This window comes from Pantoea conspicua, from assembly GCF_002095315.1.
Classification (GTDB): domain Bacteria; phylum Pseudomonadota; class Gammaproteobacteria; order Enterobacterales; family Enterobacteriaceae; genus Pantoea; species Pantoea conspicua.
The window spans coordinates 37,929-55,327 of sequence record NZ_MLFN01000023.1 but is presented as its reverse complement, the minus strand read 5'-3'; the positions used below and the strand labels follow the sequence as shown (position 1 = coordinate 55,327).

Here is a 17,399-nt window from a genome sequence, read left to right as displayed (position 1 = left end):
GGCGCAACCTCACTCAGCGCCAGCCCACAGCTATGCGCATCCCTCCACCGCTGCGAAGCGAAATATCAGAACCCACGATAACTACGCTGCGCGGTACTCACCTTATAGAGATAACGACGTGACTCCGCCGAGGGATGCTGGCTGGTCAGGGTCTGGTAAACCTTGTTCGGTGACATGTTGTTGATCATCGAAAACGCCCGATCTTTATCACTGGAGAAGACCCGCAAAACGCTACCGGCACCGCCGTTATAAGCGGTGATCACCGCATAGCGACGTGATACCGGGTCCTGAATGCCGCCCAGATAGCTGCGCTGCAGCAGCGACAGATAGGCCGTACCGGCGTCGATATTGTTCTCCGGATCGAGCAGATAGCTGCGGCTCGGTTTACCCCATTTGCCTTTCATGCGGAACACGTCGACACCGGCGGTATGCTGCACCACCTGCATCAGGCCCAGCGCATCGGCGTGGCTCACCGCGTAGGGGTTGAAGCTCGACTCGGTCTGCATAATCGCCAGAATCAGCGAGGCGTCAACGCCATACTGTTCCGATGCTTTACGCACCATCGGCAGATATTTGTGCGCACGCTTATCCAGATGGTTAGGCACCATCGGGATCGAGATCGAATAGATCACATGCAGACCCGAGGTGCGGCGCTGCAATTTATTCTGGATCAGGTAATCAGCAAAGGCTTCGGCGCGGCCCTGCCAGCGGATCGGCTGACCGGTATTATCCAGCACCTGGCCGTATAGCAGCGGCTCTTTACTGATCACAATATCGTTGGCGTCGGAATAGAGATCGACATTGCCCGGATCTTCACCAATCAGCAGCGTGGTCACAATCGCCTGACGAAGGCTAGCCATCGGATCGGTGCCGGCAATAGTCTCAATCGTCAGCTTACCGCTTTCGAAGTTGATGTGGCTGCGGGTGTAATAGTTGTCGCTATATTTGACATAATCTTTAGGTCCGGCGATCAGGACCTCATTAATACCCCAGATATTCTCAATATTATGGGCAAACTGGCCCATCAGAATATCGAAACCGTTGGTGTCTTTTACCCAATCTTCATGAAACTGCTGTTTTTTTTGTCCGGAGCAGGAAACCAGAAGTGGTGCCACCACCAGCAGGGCGATCAATTTTTTATTCATTGGGAGTGCATGCCTGATCGGGATAACGAGCCTCAACGCAGAGGCCCAAATGTTTACGCTTCTGGCGGTGTATAGCCTTCGATATGAACCTCTTTGCCTTCAAACAGGAAATTGATCATCTCCTTTTCCAGCACCTTACGATCTTCCGGATTCATCATGTTGAGCTTCTTCTCATTGATCAACATGGTCTGTTTCGCCATCCATTTCTGCCAGGCTTCTTTCGAAATCTCGTTGTAAATACGCTTGCCCAGATCGCCAGGATAGAGCTGGAAATCCTGCCCTTCCGCGTCGCGTTGTAAAAAAAGTACAAAAAATGGTGCGGCTCATGTTTCTTCCTCATTGATCTCACAACTGTCTAAAGCCAGTTGTTGGGGATGGCGCAATTCGTGTAACAGGCGCTCAACCGGCGCGGCTAATCCCACAGATGGTGGCAGCGCTAAGTTATACCAGAGACCGCCCGCTTCATCCATCGCCGCCCCGACAGAAGGCCACGCCAGCCACATAGGCACAATGTCCAGGTGGAAATGGCTGAAGGTGTGGCGGAAGGCGGTCAGCTGCTGCGGTTGTGCGTCGATGCCGCGTGCCGCCAGCCAGTCAGTCAGCGCCGCTTCGCTGGTGAACTGCGGAAAGCAGAACAGGCCGCCCCACAGTCCGACCGGGGGACGCTGCTCCAGCCAGACCTGATCGCCATGCTGCATCATCAGGAACCAGCCGCTGCGCTCCGGTAACACCTGCTTCGGTTTTTTACCGGGATAGCTGGCCCAGCTGTGATGAGCATAGGCTTCGCAACCGCTGTTCAGCGGACAGATATCGCATTTCGGTTTCGAACGGGTGCAGACGATAGCGCCCAGATCCATCATCGCCTGATTAAACTGGCTGACGCCCTCGGCGGGCGTCACGGTTTCGCTGATCTGCCATAAGCGCTTCTCGACCTCTTTCTTGCCCGGCCAGCCGCCGATGGCGTAACACCGTGCCAGCACGCGCTTCACGTTGCCGTCGAGAATCGGGAAATGCTGACCCAGTGACAGTGACAACACCGCGCCGGCGGTGGAGCGTCCGACGCCGGGCAGGGCGGCAACATCATCGAAATTCTGCGGGAACTCGCCCTGGTGAACCTCAACAATCTGCTTTGCCGCCTTGTGCAGATTGCGTGCCCTGGCGTAATAGCCCAGGCCGGTCCACAGATGCAGCACTTCATCCAGCGGCGCAGCCGCCAGTTCGCTTACCGTGGGGAAGCGCGCCATAAAGCGTTCAAAGTAGGGGATTACCGTGGCAACCTGGGTTTGCTGTAACATCACTTCGGACAGCCACACCTTATAAGGCGTTTTTTCCAGCTGCCAGGGCAGGGTTTTGCGGCCAAAGCGCTGATACCAGTCCAGCACTTGTTGCGCGAACTGCGGCGCTTGCATCATAAGAAGGAAATTTTCCGTGTTTACTCTACACTCAGGCAGGAATTCCAGCACATGCACACCTGGGTGTAAACCGGAAGATTGCAAAGGCTTGCTTCTGCTTATGAACTTTGCATAATGCCCGTTTCCCAGAACAGGCTAACCAGCAGGCTTCGACATGATTAATGACGTCATCACCCCAGAATTTGATGAGAACGGGCGGCCATTGCGCCGGATCCGCAGTTTTGTACGCCGCCAGGGCCGCTTAACCAAAGGGCAGCAGCAGGCTGTTGATACATACTGGCCAGAGATGGGAGTGGAATATCAGCCGGAGCCGATCGATCTGCCCCAGCTGTTTGGTCGTGATGCGCCGGTCACGCTGGAAATTGGCTTTGGCATGGGCGCTTCGCTGGTCACCATGGCGCAAAATACACCACACCAGAACTTCCTCGGCATTGAAGTCCATTTGCCGGGCGTCGGTGCCTGTCTGGCTTCCGCGAAAGAAGCGCGCGTCGATAACCTGCGCGTGATGTGTCACGACGCAGTAGAAGTGCTGGAGAAGATGATCCCGGATAACTCGCTGAGTATGGTCCAGCTGTTCTTCCCCGATCCCTGGCATAAAGCCCGTCACAATAAACGCCGTATCGTCCAGGTGCCGTTTGCCGAGCTGGTGATGCGTAAGCTGAAACTGGGCGGCGTATTCCACATGGCAACCGACTGGGAAGCCTACGCCGAACATATGCTGGAAGTGATGAACAGTATCGATGGCTTCCGCAACCAGTCAGAACAGCAGAATTACGTGCCGCGTCCTGAGACGCGTCCACTGACCAAGTTTGAGCAGCGCGGGCAGCGTTTAGGCCATGGCGTATGGGATTTAATGTTTGAGAGGGTGAAATAATGGCCACACAACGCAGCCGCCGTTTACGTAAAAAATTGCACATTGATGAGTTTCAGGAACTCGGTTTCTCGGTTGCCTGGCGCTTCCCGGAAGGGACCAGCGAGAGCGAAATTGATGAGACGCTGAACCAGTTCATCAACGAAGCGATCGATCCTAACGGTCTGGCCTTTGATGGCAGCGGTTACCTGGTGTGGGAAGGGCTGGTCTGCCTGCAAAAAACCGGTAAATGCACCGATGAGCATCGTGAACTGGTGCGTAAATGGCTGGAAGACCGTAAGGTGCAGGACGTGCAGGTGACTGAACTGTTTGATGTCTGGTGGGACTAAGTAACACGACGCCGGGCTGCGCGAAAGGAGAGAAATTATCCCTTACAGCAGCGTAGCCCGACCCTTCAGGATCGTTCAGACAGTAGATAAGGAAGATTCTATGATGCATAAAGCGCTTCTTGCTGTGCTGCTGGTGGCAGCGACCCAGGCTCAGGCGGCCTATGAATGCAGCGTTAAGCCACAGGATGACGTGGTGATCACGCCGCAAAGCGTGCAGGTGGTGGGCACTAACGGCAATCTGCAAATCACCCCCCAGGGCGAGGTGCAGTTCAACGGCCAGAAAGTGTCGCTGGATACCGCCGATCGTCAGAAAGCGATCGACTACCAAAGCGCATTACGACGCGATCTGCCGTGGATTGACAGCGGGGCGACTTCCCGGCTGGAAAAAGGGCGTGCGGCGCTGGATCGGGTGATTGTTGAGAAGCTGGGCGAGAACAGCAATGTGCGTAATCGCCTGACTACCCTGAACGGCCAGCTGAAACAGCAGATGAACCGCATCATCGAACACCGGCCGGATGGCCTGACCTTCCATCATCAGGCGATCGACACAGTGCGTGCCGACGGCGAGCGGCTGGTGCAATCAACGCTGGGTGGCGTGATGCAGGACAGTCTGAACGAGATGGGCAGTCAGCAGGCCAGCGGCGGCAGTAATCCGCTGCAGGCCATTATGGGTAATCTGGGCGGTTTGCAGCAGTCGATTCAGGCGGAGTGGAGCAAGCAGGAGCAGGATTTCCAGAACTTCGGTCACGAAGTCTGTAACCGCGTCATTTCGTTAGAAGATCAGCGCAAAGGGTTGGTTGCCGGTCTGAAAAAATAATCTGACGCCTCAGCCAGCAGGCTGAGGCGTATTTCTTACTCTTCGGGTAAAAACAGCTCTAACAGCGAATTCAGGAACAGTTTCCCTTTTTCACTTATCTGCCACTCTTCAGCCGTTTCCACCACATAACCTGCCGCAATCGCCGCCTCCATCTGCGGGCGGATCACCTGTTCCGGTAAACCGGTATAACGGGTAAATTCACTGCGCGGCGCGGCTTCCAGCAGCCGGAAGCGATTCATAAAGTATTCAAACGGCTTGTCGATATCGGCTACTTCATACTGCTTTTCGCGATAATTACCCTGCATAAAGCCGCGTGGATGACGGGTCTTCACCGTTCTGACGATGCGTCCATCAGGCTGGGTCAGTTTGCCGTGCGCACCACAACCGATGCCGAGATAATCCCCGAAGCGCCAGTAGTTGAGGTTATGTTCACAACGGTAACCCGGTTTCGCATAGGCAGAGGTTTCATACTGCTGATAGCCGGCAGCGCTCAGTAGCTGATGACCCTGCTCGTAAATATCCCACAGCGCATCATCATCCGGCAGCACCGGCGGCCGTGAACCAAACAGGGTGTTGGGTTCAATGGTCAGCTGATACCAGGAGAGATGGGGCGGATTAAGCGCGATTGCCTGACGCAGATCGTCAAGCGCTTCGTCCAGTGACTGATCGGGCAGGCCGTGCATCAGGTCGAGGTTAAAGCTGCGCAGCTGTAATCCCTCGGCCAGTTTCGCGGCACGCTTCGCCTCGTCCGGACCGTGAATACGACCCAGTCGCTGCAGCTTTTGCGGGCTGAAACTCTGGACGCCAATCGAGATCCGGTTAATACCGGCACGCTGATAGGCGCTGAAGCGGTCCGCTTCAACGGTACCCGGATTCGCTTCCATGGTGATTTCTGCACCCGCCGCCAGCGTCAGGCGTGAACGTACGCCATCCATCAGCAACTGCATCGCACTGCCGCTCAGCAGGCTGGGCGTGCCGCCGCCGATGAAAATGGTGCGCACCTCGCGGTCAGCGATCAGCGGTAAGTCCTGATCCAGATCGCGCAGCAGGTGCTGCACATACTCAACGTGCGGCACCTCATCTTTCAGCGCGTGGGAGTTAAAATCACAGTAGGGACACTTCTGCACGCACCACGGAATGTGGATATACAGACTTAACGGCGGCAGATTAGGCATTACGCATCGCTTCCAGCAACAGCGTCAATGCTTTACCCCGGTGAGAAACCTCGCCCTTTTCCGCTTTGCTCAGTTCGGCAGCGGTTTTACCCAGCGCCGGCACGAAGAAAATCGGGTCGTAACCAAAGCCACCAGCGCCGGCCGCCGCACGGGTGATCTCACCCTGCCAGCTGCCGTGGAACACCAGCGGCGTCGGGTCGTCGGCATGACGCAGATAGACCAGCACGCAGTGAAACTGCGCCTGACGCTGGCCGTCAGGCACGTTTTCCAGCGCCTGCAGCAGTTTCTCCAGATTCTGTTGATCGCTGGCTTCTTCACCGGCGTAACGCGCGGAGTAGATACCCGGCGCGCCGCCCAGCGCATCCACCGCCAGCCCGGAATCATCTGCGATGGCCGGTAAACCGGTGATCTTCGCCGCATGACGTGCTTTGAGAATCGCGTTCTCAATAAAGGTCAGACCGGTTTCTTCAGCCGATTCCACCCCAAGTTCGGTCTGGGCGACAATATTCAGTCCGAAGGCGGAGAGCAGATCCGCCAGTTCACGCACCTTGCCGGGATTACCGGTGGCGAGGACAACTTTTTGCATAACAGTTCCAGTTTGGTTCATTTACAGCAAATACCAGAGACCCGGGAACAGGTCCATGCCGAGAAAGTTCAGGGCATACAGCACCAGGATAACGATCATGGCGGAGAAATCGATGCCGCCCATCGCGGGCAGCACGCGGCGAATCGGTGCCATCAGCGGTTCGGTCAGCTGAATCAGCACGTAATCAATCGGGCCGCGACCCTGACTGATCCAGCTCATCAGTGAACGGATGATGATGACCCAGAACACCAGATAGCCGGCGGATTTGACCAGCGACAGCAGACCGACCAGCAGGTTGGTCGGATCGACGGAGAATACCCCGACCTGAATCAGCAGCAGAATCGGATATTTCAGCGTGGTCAGAACAAACGCCAGCAGCAGCGAGGCGGTATCGATCGGGCCGAGCGCCGGGAGTACGCGACGCAGCGGCTTAATGATTGGCTGCGTCACTTTCACCACGAACTGTGCCAGCGGGTTATAAAAATCGCAGCGCGCCCACTGCATCCAGATGCGTAACAGCAGCACCATGACGTAGAGATCGATCAGCGTTTTCACTAAAAACGTCATTGTTAACATGAAGTTCCTCTATTATTGTTGTGAGTTGCGTGCAGCGTCGCGAGCGCCAAAAATGGCGGTGCCGATGCGCACCATCGTACTGCCTGCGGCGATTGCCGCCTCCATGTCATCGCTCATTCCCAGCGAGAGCGTGTCGATAGCCGGATAGTCCTGCTGCAACTGCCGGAAGGCTTCAGCCATCTGCTGGCACACCGCCAGTTGCCGGTCATAATCGCTTTCCGCTGCCGGTATGGCCATCAGCCCACGCAGCCGAAGCTGCGGCAGCGCAGCGATTTGCTGTGCCAGCCCGGAAACAGCATCCAGCATGATGCCAGATTTGCTGTTCTCGTCACTGATATTTACCTGAATTAACACATTCAGCGGCGGCAGCGACGCGGGACGCTGATCGTTGAGCCGCTGTGCAATGCGCTGACGGTCAATGGTGTGGCACCAGTCAAAGTTTTCCGCCACCAGGCGACTTTTGTTCGACTGCAGCGGGCCAATGAAGTGCCACTCCAGCTGAGGATGTGCGGTCAGTGCCTGAACCTTTTCAACCCCTTCCTGAACGTAATTTTCACCAAAGGCGATCTGACCAGCTGCAGCGGCTTCTTTGACCGCGCTCGCAGGTTTGGTTTTACTGACTGCAAGCAGCGTAATTTCTTCTGGCGCGCGGCCGCAACGCGCGGCAGCGGCGGCGATTCGTTGCCGCACTTGCTGTAGGTTGTGCTGGATTGAGGTCATAGTCAGGAGAAATTATGAATCTGGATGAAATGGTGGCGCTTAGTGTAAAGCATAATGCCGCCGATCTGCACCTTTGCAGCGGACATTTGCCCTACTGGCGACGACAGGGAAAGCTGGAGGCTATCCCGCAGCAGGCCAGGCTGCCGTCAGCGTGGATGGAACAGTTTGTCACCCAATGGCTCGATAACCCGCAGCGCCAGCAGCTGGAGTGCGACGGGCAGCTCGATTTTGCCCTGACGCTGGTAAACGGTCAGCGGCTGCGTGCCAGCCTGTTCATGCAGCGTAACGGCCTGTCGCTGGCGCTGCGCATCATCGCCGGTCAGTGTCCAGCGCTGGAGAGCCTGCGGCTGCCGCCCGGTGTGCTGGCGTTACTGGCGCTTCAGGATGGGCTGATTCTGGTCACCGGTGCCACCGGCAGCGGCAAATCAACCACCCTGGCGGCGCTGGTTGATGCACTTAACCGCCAGCAGGCACGGCACATTATTACGCTGGAAGATCCGATTGAGTTTATCCATCACAGCCAGCAGTCACTGATTCAGCAGCGTGAGATTGGCCTGCACTGCGCCTCGTTCAGCCTCGGGGTAAAGGCAGCGCTACGCGAAGATCCGGATGTGATTCTGCTGGGCGAACTGCGCGACAGCGACACCATCCGTCAGGCACTGACCGCGGCAGAGACCGGCCATCTGGTGCTGGCGACGCTGCATACCCGTGGTGCGGTACAGGCGGTTGATCGGCTGGTCGATGTCTTTCCGGCAGAAGAGAAACAGCTGGTGCGCAGCCAGCTGGCGGGCAGTCTGAAAGCGGTGATTGCACAGCGGCTGGTGCCGTCGATCGACCAGAAACGCATTGGCCTGTTCGAAGTGCTGGTGGCAACGCCCGCGATTGTGAACCTGATCCGTGAAGGAAAGATGCATCAGATCCCGGCGCTGCTGCAAACCGGTGCGCAGGCCGGGATGCAGACCTTCGAGCAGAGCCGGCTGGCCCGCCAGGCAGAAGGGTGGCTTCAGTAGTGGTTCTCGAACCAGTCCTGCAGAATGATGGCGGCAGATTGTGAATCCACCGATCCTTTGTTTAACGCGCGGTAGCCGCCGCGTTCAAACAGCCCGGCGCGGGCTTCGACCGTGCTGAGACGCTCATCCTGCAGTTCGACCCGGATGCCGAAGCGGCCGTGCAGCCGGTTAGCAAATTTGCGCGCGCGGGCGGTCAGCGGCTGTTCGGTGCCGTCCATATTCAGCGGTAAACCCACGACCACGAAATCGGGCTGCCACTCTTTCAGCAGCTTTTCAATCTGCAGCCAGTCCGGTGTGCCATCCTGCGCTTTAAGCGCCGTCAGCGGGCGGGCGGTGCCGGTCAGTTGCTGACCTACCGCGACACCAATACTTTTGGTGCCGAAGTCGAAACCTAACAGAGTTTGTGTTGACATCAGGCGTGTCCGGCGTCGCTGGCCATGTTATGAATATCAACGCCAATACTCCGCGCCGCTTCGCGCCAGCGCTCTGAAATCGGCGTCTGGAACAGAATATTGCTGTTAGCGGGCGTGGTCAGCCAGGCATTTTCCATCAGCTCATTCTCCAGCTGATCCTTTTCCCAGGCACAGTAACCCAGCGCCACCAGCACGTTGCTGGGCTGAGAGGCGGTACCAATCGACTCCAGTACGTCGCGGGAGGTGGTGATGACCGTATTGTCTGAAATACGGATGCTGGAGGTAAAGGTGCGTTGAGCCGAATGCAGGATAAAGCCGCGATCTTCCGCCAGCGGACCGCCGGTAAACACCGGTTTATCCAGTTTGATCGCCGGATCGCGATCGTCGGCCGGGATTTTAAGCTTCTTCAGAATGCCTTCAACCGTCAGGTTTTCCATCGGTTTATTGATGATCAGACCCATTGCGCCTTCTTCGTTATGTTCGCAGAGATAGACCACCGAACGTTTGAAGAAAGGGTCCTGCAGTGAAGGCATGGCGATCAAAAAGTGATGCTGTAAATTCATTCTCACACGATGTACCAAAAAAATAACCGGCACGCGACGGCCGCACCGGTATTGGGTTGATCTCGGAGCATGGCCCCGGCGTCATGCTCAGCCCAGGCGCTTCTCAATGGCATCCATCAACATGCCGGTGATGGAAATCGGGAAAGCTGCCTCAATTTCACGCACGCAGGTCGGGCTGGTCACGTTAACTTCTGTCAGTTTATCACCGATAATGTCCAGTCCGACAAAAATCAGCCCTTTTGCTTTCAGGGTCGGACCGACACGACGGGCGATTTCCCAGTCGCTCTCACTCAGTGGACGGGCTTCACCACGCCCACCGGCCGCGAGGTTACCGCGGGTTTCGCCGCCCTGCGGAATACGGGCCAGGCAGTAAGGCACCGGCTCACCATCCACTACCAGCACGCGTTTGTCGCCGTCTTTGATCGCCGGAATATAATTCTGCGCCATGCAGAACAGACTTTCATGCTCGGTCAGGGTTTCGGTGATGACGCCAAAGTTCGGGTCGTCTTTTTTCACCCGGAAAATCGAGGCGCCACCCATACCATCCAGCGGCTTCATAATGATGTCGCCGTGCTCCTGCCAGAAGGCGCGCAGTTTCTCTTTGCTACGGGTCACCAGCGTATCCGGCGTGAACTCAGCAAACCAGGCGGTATAGAGCTTTTCGTTACAGTCGCGCAGGCTCTGCGGTTTGTTAACGATCAGCGTACCCAGCTCTTCTGCGCGCTCCAGAATATAGGTTGCATAGATAAATTCAGTATCGAACGGCGGATCTTTGCGCATCAGTATCACGTTCAGGTCGGCCAGCGGGATCTCCTGCTCGCTGCCAAACTGGTACCAGCTATCGGGGTTCTGCTCGACGCTTAACAGACGGGTGCGGGCAGAGGCGACGCCACCGCGCAGGGAGAGATCGTGCATCTCCATGTAGTGAATCTCATAACCGCGGCGCTGTGCTTCCAGCAACATGGCGAAGCTGGTGTCTTTTTTAATATTGATGGACGAAATAGGGTCCATCACGATGCCAAGTTTAATCATTATTATCTCCTCAGGGAGGCGGCGGTTACCGTCTCGTCTCGTTCGGTCAGCAGTGGGTGCTCAGTCAGCACGCCAGATGGCGGGCGTCTGTGACTGCCCGCTGGAAGTATCGCTTAACCCAGGTCGCCAAACCTCACCTGAAGTGCCGTAATGGCGGTCAGCGCGGTGGTTTCGGTACGTAAAACCCGTGGGCCAAGCAGGATGTCAGTAAAATCATGCTGTGCCGTCATGGCGATCTCGTCAGCGGAGAGCCCGCCTTCAGGGCCAATCAGCAGCCGCACCCGTTCAACCGGCTGCGGTAGCGTATTAATACTGTGGCTGGCGCGCGGATGCAGATTGAGCTTCAGTCCGCTCTCCGCCTCAGCGCACCAGGCTTCCAGCGTCATCGCCTGACGAATTTCCGGCACGCGGTTACGGCCGCACTGCTCGCAGGCGGCAATGGCAATCTTCTGCCACTGCTGAATTTTTTTAGCCAGGCGTTCAGCGTCCAGCTTTACACCACAGCGCTCGGAAAACAGCGGCGTAATGACGTTCACCCCCAGCTCAATCGATTTCTGGATAGTGAACTCCATTTTTTCACCGCGCGACATCACCTGACCCAAATGCAGGTGCAGCGGTGACTCGCGATCGTCCGGCTGGCTCTCTGTGACCGATACTTTTACACGCTTTTTATCAACATGCGTGATCTCTGCTGCAAAAGTCAGATTAGTGCCATCAAAGAGTTCCAGATGCTGTCCCGGATTCATACGAAGCACCCGGCCAACGTGATTGGATGCATCGTCATCCAGCGTAATATCACTGCCAACGCTCAACGGCCCGGCGTGGTAGATGCGAGGTATGCGCATAAGGTTCCTGAGAACTAAGCGCCGTGTGGAATGACACGGCGTCACGGGGAAAAGAGCTAGTTTAGGGCAGGCTTTTTAGCGCTGGCAAGCCTGCTGCACATAAGGATTGTGATTCCCCTGTACCCGCGCGATACGCTGGTCACGTTCGCACTCCCATTTCGTCACCGGATAGAGCTTATCCCAGGCGCTGAACAGCTGAGTTTGCTGACGCGAAATCCGCAGATGATACTGGTCACGCATATAGAAATAGGTGCGGGCAATCACGCCGCGCGCGCGCGCCGGTGGTTCTGCCTGCTTAAGTTTGAAATCTACCTTCATCTCACACTGACCATACTGCTTTTCACTGCCGTTCCATTGACTGTAGGCGAAGTTGCCGCGGTCGCCATTGACTTCGCCAACGGCCGGTTGCAGATTGTGCAGATCGGTTTCGATGCGACGATAGTCCGGATCTTTACTGCAGTTTTTACGGCCGCCGTTTTGCCAGCATTGACGCTGGTGACCAAACTCCCAGGCGGGCATAACGTGTTCCCATTCAATACGTGAGGCGCGGTTAGCATTTTTACGCGCCTGATAGCCGCAACTGTTCAGGTCAGGTACGCCTTTTTTCCCCTGCCAGCTAATTTTACAGCCGCAGTAAAAGGAGCCCGGCGCATCCGCGTTGATTTCTGCCGCAAAGGCCTTGGCTTGTTGAAAGTTGTTCTGATGATAGTTATTCAGATTCAGGGCGTCAGCCGCAAAAGGAACCCATAACAGCGCAGCGGCCAGACTAATTATGCGAGACATATTCCAGATTTCTTCTCAATGCTTTAAAAAGGGCGGCAGGGTAACAGAATGCGGAATAGTGCGGAATGGGAATCCTGCTCAGCAGGGGACAAACTCGCCCGCTTTCAGCAGGCTGCCGCAGTGAACGCAGCGATATTCGCTCTCGCCGCGCAGCACCCGATTGTGACGACGTACCGTTAGCTGATGCTGCTGGCACTGGCAGCGATAAGCAAAGGTGCGGCTGCGTACCGATTGCACTTCAAACTGATGGGTGCGCCGTGCCGGCACGCCCAGCACCTGTTCCATCATCCACTTCCACTCTTTGCCGTGCGGTGCCACGCGACCGAACTTCTTCCACACCAGCAGATGCGCCAGTTCATGTGGAATCACTTCATCAATGAACGCCTGCTGGTTTTCCAGCAGCAACACCGGATTGATGCGGATCTCCCAGGGCTCCAGCCAGGCGGTGCCAGCCGCGGTTCCGCGCTGCTGATAGAGCAGTCTCGGTTCAGGATAGTCCGTTTTCAGTGCCTGATTGGCACGCGTCAGCGCCTGACGCAGTGCGCGCATCACGGCTTGTTGCAGAGCAATAGGAAGGCGAGGCGTTTTCATGGCGCTCAGAATAATCGGCGACGGGCGGGAACTCAACCGCACAGAATAAACCTCGCGCTGAAAGGCCAGGCTGAGAGTTTTGGCTTCTGAACTACCAGTGGCGGGTAAAGCGCGTGATGCTGCAACTGGCGAGACGGCGTGAAACGCCGCCAGCCGGGTAATCATTCTGGTTTAAATATTGTTATGCTCCTTTTTAGAATATTCTATTGTTAACATTCGCCGCAGAGTGAATGGATGTCGGGTGAAAGGCACAGGGCACGGATAAAGCGATGAAAGATAATAAGAACCCTAAGAAACAACGGATTGTGCTGGTGACCGACCTGATGGCCGGACGCGGCGGGATGGAGAACGTGACCGGTCAGTTGATTACGGCGTTGAATGCCGATCCGGAGACAGAGGCCGGGCTGTTTATCATCAACAGCGGCGAACAGAGCCACTCCCGCGACTGGACCGCCAACGCCGTGTTACAGGAAAGCGTCTGCACGCTGCGCAATAAAAAAATTAAGAACTTCATTCATACGCTGCGAATGGCGGCTTTTTTTCGCCGCTATCAACCCGATCACGTCCTGACCTTAAACACGATTCCCTGCCTGATGACGCGCCGGGCGATTACGCTCTCCGGCCAGAAAATCGTGCTGTCGAGCTGGATGCACCTGCCACCGCGTGAACGCTACCGTCCTCACTATCTGCTGCGCGCCGATCACCACTTTGCCATCAGTCAGCAGATCAGACAGCAACTGATCGAGCTGGGCGCGAAGGCGACGGATATCGATGTGATCTACAACCCGGTGAAACGCCAGGCTGGCGTGATTGGCCAGCCAGCAGCGCTTAAATTTCTCTATATCGGTCGGATTCATTTTGAACGGCAGAAGCAGCTTAAAGATCTGTTCGATGCGCTGCGGCGAGTTGAGGCACCGTGGACGCTGGAGATTATCGGCGACGGCGAAGATCTGGCACGCTGCCAGGACTATGTCGCGCAACAGGGGATTCAGGATCGCATCACCTGGCATGGCTGGCAGGAGAATGCCTGGGATTACGTGACCCGCCAGATCGGCGAAGTTACCTGTCTGGTGATGACCTCCAACTTCGAAGGCTTCCCGCTGATTCTGCTGGAGGCGATGTCGCGCGGTGTCTATTGCGTGTCGTCAGACTGCGTCAGTGGCCCGGCGGAAATCATCAAGCCGGGCATCAATGGTCAACTGTACGAAAAAAACGACAGCGTGGCGCTGGCTGCCATTTTCAATGCCATGAGCGGGGCGTTTCACTTCCCCGATCAACAGACTATCAAACAGAGCATCAGCGGTTTTTATGAGGAGAATTACATGAAGCATCTCAAGGATGTGCTTAACCGCCTCTCCGGGGATAAGCATGACAAATAAGCGCGAACTTAACGGATTATCGTTAGCGGTGAATTTTTCTGTCATCGCGCTCTGCCTGGCGCTGGCCATCAACATGTTTGTCACCGGCCTGCCGCAAAAAATATTCTACATCGTCTCTTATCTGTCGGTGGCCTCCATTCTGTATGGCCTGGTGCGCAGGAAAATAGCGTTTCAGCAGCACCGCTTTTTTATCGCGCTGTTTATTGTACTGATACTCTTTTCGCTGATCCGGCTGGTCTGGGCGATGCAGGTCAAAGCGATTGAAACGGCACCCTCAACCGACAGTATCACCAACATCAGCAACTATCTGCTCGGCGCAAAACGCCTGCTGTTAGGCGCATTTGTGCTGTTGAGCCTGGCCGTTTATGGTCAGCTGGTGTCGTTGAATACGCTAAGGGCCGGGAAAATTTTAATCCTGGTCGGCCTGCTGATCACGCTGGGCTTCGGCATTCATGAACATCTCTATACCGCTAACGTGCGGATTAAGCTCACCACCGAAGCGGCCTCCATGTCCTCTTACATGATCCTGTTTATCTACTGCACCTGGCTCTGGCTGAGTCGTTTTGAGTCGCACGCTTACTGGAAAATGGCAGATGTGGCGGTGCTAATCGTCACCTTCGCGTTGCTCTATCTCTGCGGCACCCGGGTAACGCTTATCGCTCTGGTGGCGGTCGGCCTGCTGTTCCTGCTGCAGACCTATCGCCTGTCGATGCTGACTAACTGGCGCATCAGCGCGCTGGCGGTGGGATTGCTGGCGATACTGGTCCTGATGACCAGCAACCGCTGGGTGGAAGGGGTGCAGGATATTGAGAACTTTGGCTCCAACAGCTCGACTTCGCTGGGCGCGCGAGTGGCAATCTGGGGCGGGGCGGTCAACTTTATTCAGCATCATGGCGGTTTTTCGACTCCGGACGAGCGCACAACCCAGGCTCGCCAGTTTATCAGCGCGCACTATCCGAATAACGTTGAAGGCTACACCAACGTTAAATACAACATGCACAACGAGTTCCTTGAGGTCACTACGTTACAGGGCTGGCTGGGGGCTTTGTCGCTGGCGTTGCTCTATCTGGTGACTTTGGCGGGGGGAGTGAAGCGTTGCGATCTGCGCGGCGTTGCGCTGCCGCTGGTGGCGCTGTTTGTCGCCGGGCTGACCGATTCGGTGCTGCCCTATAACCAGACCGCGACTATTTTCATTATGGTGCTGGCACTCTGCTGTATACGGCTACCGGTGCCGCAACGACAGGTCTGAGTTGAGCGGATGAACAAATAAAAACGGCGGGGTTTCCAGAGAAACCCCGCCGTTTTTTTACGCCTGATAATTAATTCTGTGAACCGATGTCGCGCAGTTTTTTACCGGCCATCAGGTTACGTTCGATGTGCTCCAGCGAGACGTTTTTGGTCTCCGGGATCAACATCACCGTCAGCAGAATGAAGAACAGGTTCAGCAGCGCATAGACCCAGAAGGTATTGGCGTTGCCCAGCGTGTTCAGCATGGTCAGGAAGGTCGCACCCACGATCATGTTAGCGATCCAGTTGGTGGTCGTAGAGACGGTGATACCGAAGTCGCGGCCTTTCAGCGGCTGAATTTCGGAACACAGAACCCAGATCAACGGACCGGCTGACATCGCAAAACCGATGATAAACATCAGCAGCATACCCACGGCGAAGTACTGTGCGCCCTGCGAGTGAATGCCGAAATGCAACATGGTACCCAGCACGCCCATACCGGCAGCCATCACCATAAAGCCAAGAATCAGCGTCGGTTTACGGCCCCAGCGATCGACCAGACCGATGGCGATAAAGGTTGCCAGTACGTTGATCAGACCGACAATTACCGTGCCCCACATCTGCTCAGTGGTATTAGTGAAGCCCGCGATTTCAAAGATCTTCGGTGCGTAATACATGATGACGTTCATGCCGGTAAACTGCTGCATCACCTGCAACAGAATGCCGAGGTAGACCGCACGACGGAAGTGGCTGCTGCTGGTAAACAGACCCCAGCCAGACTGCTTGATCTTCAGGCTTTCACGAATCTCATCCAGCTCACGTTTTGCCTGTTCGCTGGTGTCACGCAGACGATCCAGTACCCGTTGTGCATCGCGGAAGTTGCCTCTCGCCGCCAGCCAGCGCGGGCTGTTTGGCAGGAAGAAGACGCCCACCAGCAGCAGCAGCGCGGGAATGGTGATGATGCCCAGCATCCAGCGCCAGTTGCCGGTAAAGCTGAATGCGGTATCGGAGAGGTAAGCGCCCAGAATACCGATGGTGATCATCAGCTGATAAAGCGAAATCATACTGCCGCGGATTTTTCTGGTGCAATTTCAGAAAGATAAAGCGGGGCGGTGTAAGACGCGATACCGACAGCCAGACCCAGCAGGACGCGGGCGCTGATCAGCATTTCAGGGTTAGGTGACATGGCAGACCAGAGTGAACCAATCACGAACAGAATCGCGCCGGCCATCAGGCTCTTTTTACGGCCGAGGCGGGAAGACATCCAGCCACTACCGATAGCACCCACCGCGGCACCAAACATCATGGAACTGACGATCCACTCCTGTTGATGGGCGGTTACGTTAAAGTCTTTTGCGATAAACGGCAGTGCACCGGCAATAACGCCGATATCCAGACCGAACAGCAGTCCCGCGAGGGCCGCCAGAAAGCAGACAAATAAGGTCATCGCCTTATTTGATGTTCTGCTTTTGTGTGTATTGCCAGGCATTTTAGCCTCCAGGTTTATCCATCATTGTTTTTATCAATGTTAAAAAACTCTTTGCGCGAAAAAAGTGAGTCCGATCACATCAGTGTAATCGTTTACACACGCTGAAACCCTGAAATTCAGCATTTTTTGCCCGGAAAGGTTAATTAACCAGTGAGGTATAGCACTCATTAAGTTTCTGACAAGGCTCTATTTATTGGCTATCAGACGACGCTGAAAATAACGCATTTTCAGCAGAATAACTACGTAGAGTAAATCCTAAATAGCAGATAAACAAAGCGTTTCAAATTGTAATCGTTAACATTTTGTTGTCAGAAAAGGCGAAAAGAAGTGTAGACGAGATCAGGAATTTTGCTGCGGGCAGGGCGCATATCAGAGGATTTGAGAATAACTGACTGGCGTCAGGCATAAAAAACCCTGCCTGAGCGGCAGGGTTTTC

At 55.6% G+C, this 17,399-nt stretch carries 18 protein-coding genes and 2 pseudogenes; 6 read left to right on the top strand and 14 right to left on the bottom strand.

Annotated features, from left to right (window positions below):
- Window positions 1–65 precede the first annotated feature (65 nt).
- The 3 genes and pseudogenes from mltC to mutY all read right to left on the bottom strand — a co-directional run bounded on the left by mltC (window position 66) and on the right by mutY (window position 2,557).
- Window positions 66–1,145: a membrane-bound lytic murein transglycosylase MltC gene (gene mltC, locus HA41_RS10255; RefSeq protein ID WP_094120704.1), complete on the bottom strand. Its 1,080-nt coding sequence runs from the start codon at window positions 1,143–1,145 to the stop codon at window positions 66–68.
- 53 nt (window positions 1,146–1,198) lie between these two features.
- Window positions 1,199–1,472 (bottom strand): annotated as a pseudogene (locus tag HA41_RS10250) (oxidative damage protection protein).
- Window positions 1,469–2,557, bottom strand: a complete 1,089-nt coding sequence (gene mutY, locus HA41_RS10245; RefSeq protein ID WP_094120703.1) for an A/G-specific adenine glycosylase — start codon at window positions 2,555–2,557, stop codon at window positions 1,469–1,471. The pseudogene HA41_RS10250 and the gene mutY overlap by 4 nt, the downstream one beginning before the upstream one ends.
- A 154-nt stretch (window positions 2,558–2,711) precedes the next feature.
- On the opposite strand from mutY, the gene trmB reads away from it, so the two are divergent.
- The 3 genes from trmB (at window position 2,712) to HA41_RS10230 (ending at window position 4,574) form a co-directional block, all read left to right on the top strand.
- Entirely contained in the window at window positions 2,712–3,431 is a 720-nt protein-coding gene (gene trmB, locus HA41_RS10240; protein ID WP_094120702.1) for a tRNA (guanosine(46)-N7)-methyltransferase TrmB, read from the top strand.
- The gene (locus HA41_RS10235) at window positions 3,431–3,757 is read left to right on the top strand and encodes a YggL family protein (RefSeq protein ID WP_094120701.1); all 327 of its coding nucleotides are present in this window, start codon (window positions 3,431–3,433) and stop codon (window positions 3,755–3,757) included. Before trmB ends, HA41_RS10235 begins: the two co-directional genes overlap by 1 nt.
- Before the next feature lie 100 nt (window positions 3,758–3,857).
- On the top strand, window positions 3,858–4,574 hold the full coding sequence (locus HA41_RS10230) for a YggN family protein (RefSeq protein ID WP_094120700.1): 717 nt from the start codon (window positions 3,858–3,860) through the stop codon (window positions 4,572–4,574).
- Between the two features lie 35 nt (window positions 4,575–4,609).
- Here the strand turns inward: HA41_RS10230 and hemW are convergent, their stop codons facing one another.
- The 4 genes from hemW to HA41_RS10210 are packed head-to-tail and all read right to left on the bottom strand — an operon-like array spanning window position 4,610 to window position 7,631.
- Window positions 4,610–5,749: a radical SAM family heme chaperone HemW gene (gene hemW, locus HA41_RS10225; protein ID WP_094120699.1), complete on the bottom strand. Its 1,140-nt coding sequence runs from the start codon at window positions 5,747–5,749 to the stop codon at window positions 4,610–4,612.
- Window positions 5,742–6,335, bottom strand: a complete 594-nt coding sequence (locus tag HA41_RS10220; RefSeq protein WP_094120698.1) for an XTP/dITP diphosphatase — start codon at window positions 6,333–6,335, stop codon at window positions 5,742–5,744. The genes hemW and HA41_RS10220 overlap by 8 nt, the downstream gene beginning before the upstream one ends.
- A 21-nt stretch (window positions 6,336–6,356) precedes the next feature.
- Complete coding sequence (locus tag HA41_RS10215; RefSeq protein ID WP_094120697.1) at window positions 6,357–6,911, bottom strand: YggT family protein; 555 nt, start codon at window positions 6,909–6,911, stop codon at window positions 6,357–6,359.
- A 12-nt stretch (window positions 6,912–6,923) separates the two neighbouring features.
- Window positions 6,924–7,631 (bottom strand): YggS family pyridoxal phosphate-dependent enzyme, encoded by a 708-nt coding sequence (locus tag HA41_RS10210; protein WP_094120696.1) that lies wholly within the window; start codon window positions 7,629–7,631, stop codon window positions 6,924–6,926.
- A gap of 14 nt (window positions 7,632–7,645) precedes the next feature.
- On the opposite strand from HA41_RS10210, the gene HA41_RS10205 reads away from it, so the two are divergent.
- Window positions 7,646–8,641, top strand: a complete 996-nt coding sequence (locus HA41_RS10205; protein ID WP_094120695.1) for a type IV pilus twitching motility protein PilT — start codon at window positions 7,646–7,648, stop codon at window positions 8,639–8,641.
- Here the strand turns inward: HA41_RS10205 and ruvX are convergent.
- The 6 genes from ruvX to HA41_RS10175 form a co-directional block, all read right to left on the bottom strand.
- Window positions 8,635–9,054, bottom strand: a complete 420-nt coding sequence (ruvX, locus tag HA41_RS10200; protein WP_094120694.1) for a Holliday junction resolvase RuvX — start codon at window positions 9,052–9,054, stop codon at window positions 8,635–8,637. The genes HA41_RS10205 and ruvX overlap by 7 nt on opposite strands.
- A complete protein-coding gene (locus HA41_RS10195; RefSeq protein WP_094120693.1) occupies window positions 9,054–9,617 on the bottom strand; it encodes a YqgE/AlgH family protein in 564 nt (187 codons plus the stop codon). Before HA41_RS10195 ends, ruvX begins: the two co-directional genes overlap by 1 nt.
- 87 nt (window positions 9,618–9,704) lie before the next feature.
- Window positions 9,705–10,649 carry a glutathione synthase gene (gshB, locus tag HA41_RS10190; protein WP_094120692.1) on the bottom strand — a complete coding sequence of 315 codons (945 nt, stop codon included), beginning with the start codon at window positions 10,647–10,649 and terminating at the stop codon, window positions 9,705–9,707.
- Window positions 10,650–10,762: 113 nt separating this feature from the next.
- Window positions 10,763–11,494, bottom strand: a complete 732-nt coding sequence (rsmE, locus tag HA41_RS10185; protein ID WP_094120691.1) for a 16S rRNA (uracil(1498)-N(3))-methyltransferase — start codon at window positions 11,492–11,494, stop codon at window positions 10,763–10,765.
- A 75-nt stretch (window positions 11,495–11,569) separates the two neighbouring features.
- Entirely contained in the window at window positions 11,570–12,277 is a 708-nt protein-coding gene (gene endA / locus HA41_RS10180; RefSeq protein WP_094120690.1) for a deoxyribonuclease I, read from the bottom strand.
- A 78-nt stretch (window positions 12,278–12,355) separates the two neighbouring features.
- A complete protein-coding gene (locus tag HA41_RS10175; RefSeq protein ID WP_094120706.1) occupies window positions 12,356–12,868 on the bottom strand; it encodes a SprT family zinc-dependent metalloprotease in 513 nt (170 codons plus the stop codon).
- Between the two features lie 269 nt (window positions 12,869–13,137).
- Between HA41_RS10175 and HA41_RS10170 the strand changes: the two genes are divergently transcribed.
- Both HA41_RS10170 and HA41_RS10165 read left to right on the top strand, forming a co-directional pair.
- Window positions 13,138–14,247 carry a glycosyltransferase gene (locus HA41_RS10170; protein WP_094120689.1) on the top strand — a complete coding sequence of 370 codons (1,110 nt, stop codon included), beginning with the start codon at window positions 13,138–13,140 and terminating at the stop codon, window positions 14,245–14,247.
- Window positions 14,237–15,496, top strand: a complete 1,260-nt coding sequence (locus HA41_RS10165; protein WP_094120688.1) for an O-antigen ligase family protein — start codon at window positions 14,237–14,239, stop codon at window positions 15,494–15,496. Before HA41_RS10170 ends, HA41_RS10165 begins: the two co-directional genes overlap by 11 nt.
- Before the next feature lie 70 nt (window positions 15,497–15,566).
- Here HA41_RS10165 and HA41_RS10160 read toward each other — a convergent pair.
- Window positions 15,567–16,963, bottom strand: a pseudogene (locus HA41_RS10160) (sugar porter family MFS transporter).
- Window positions 16,964–17,399: the final 436 nt, after the last annotated feature.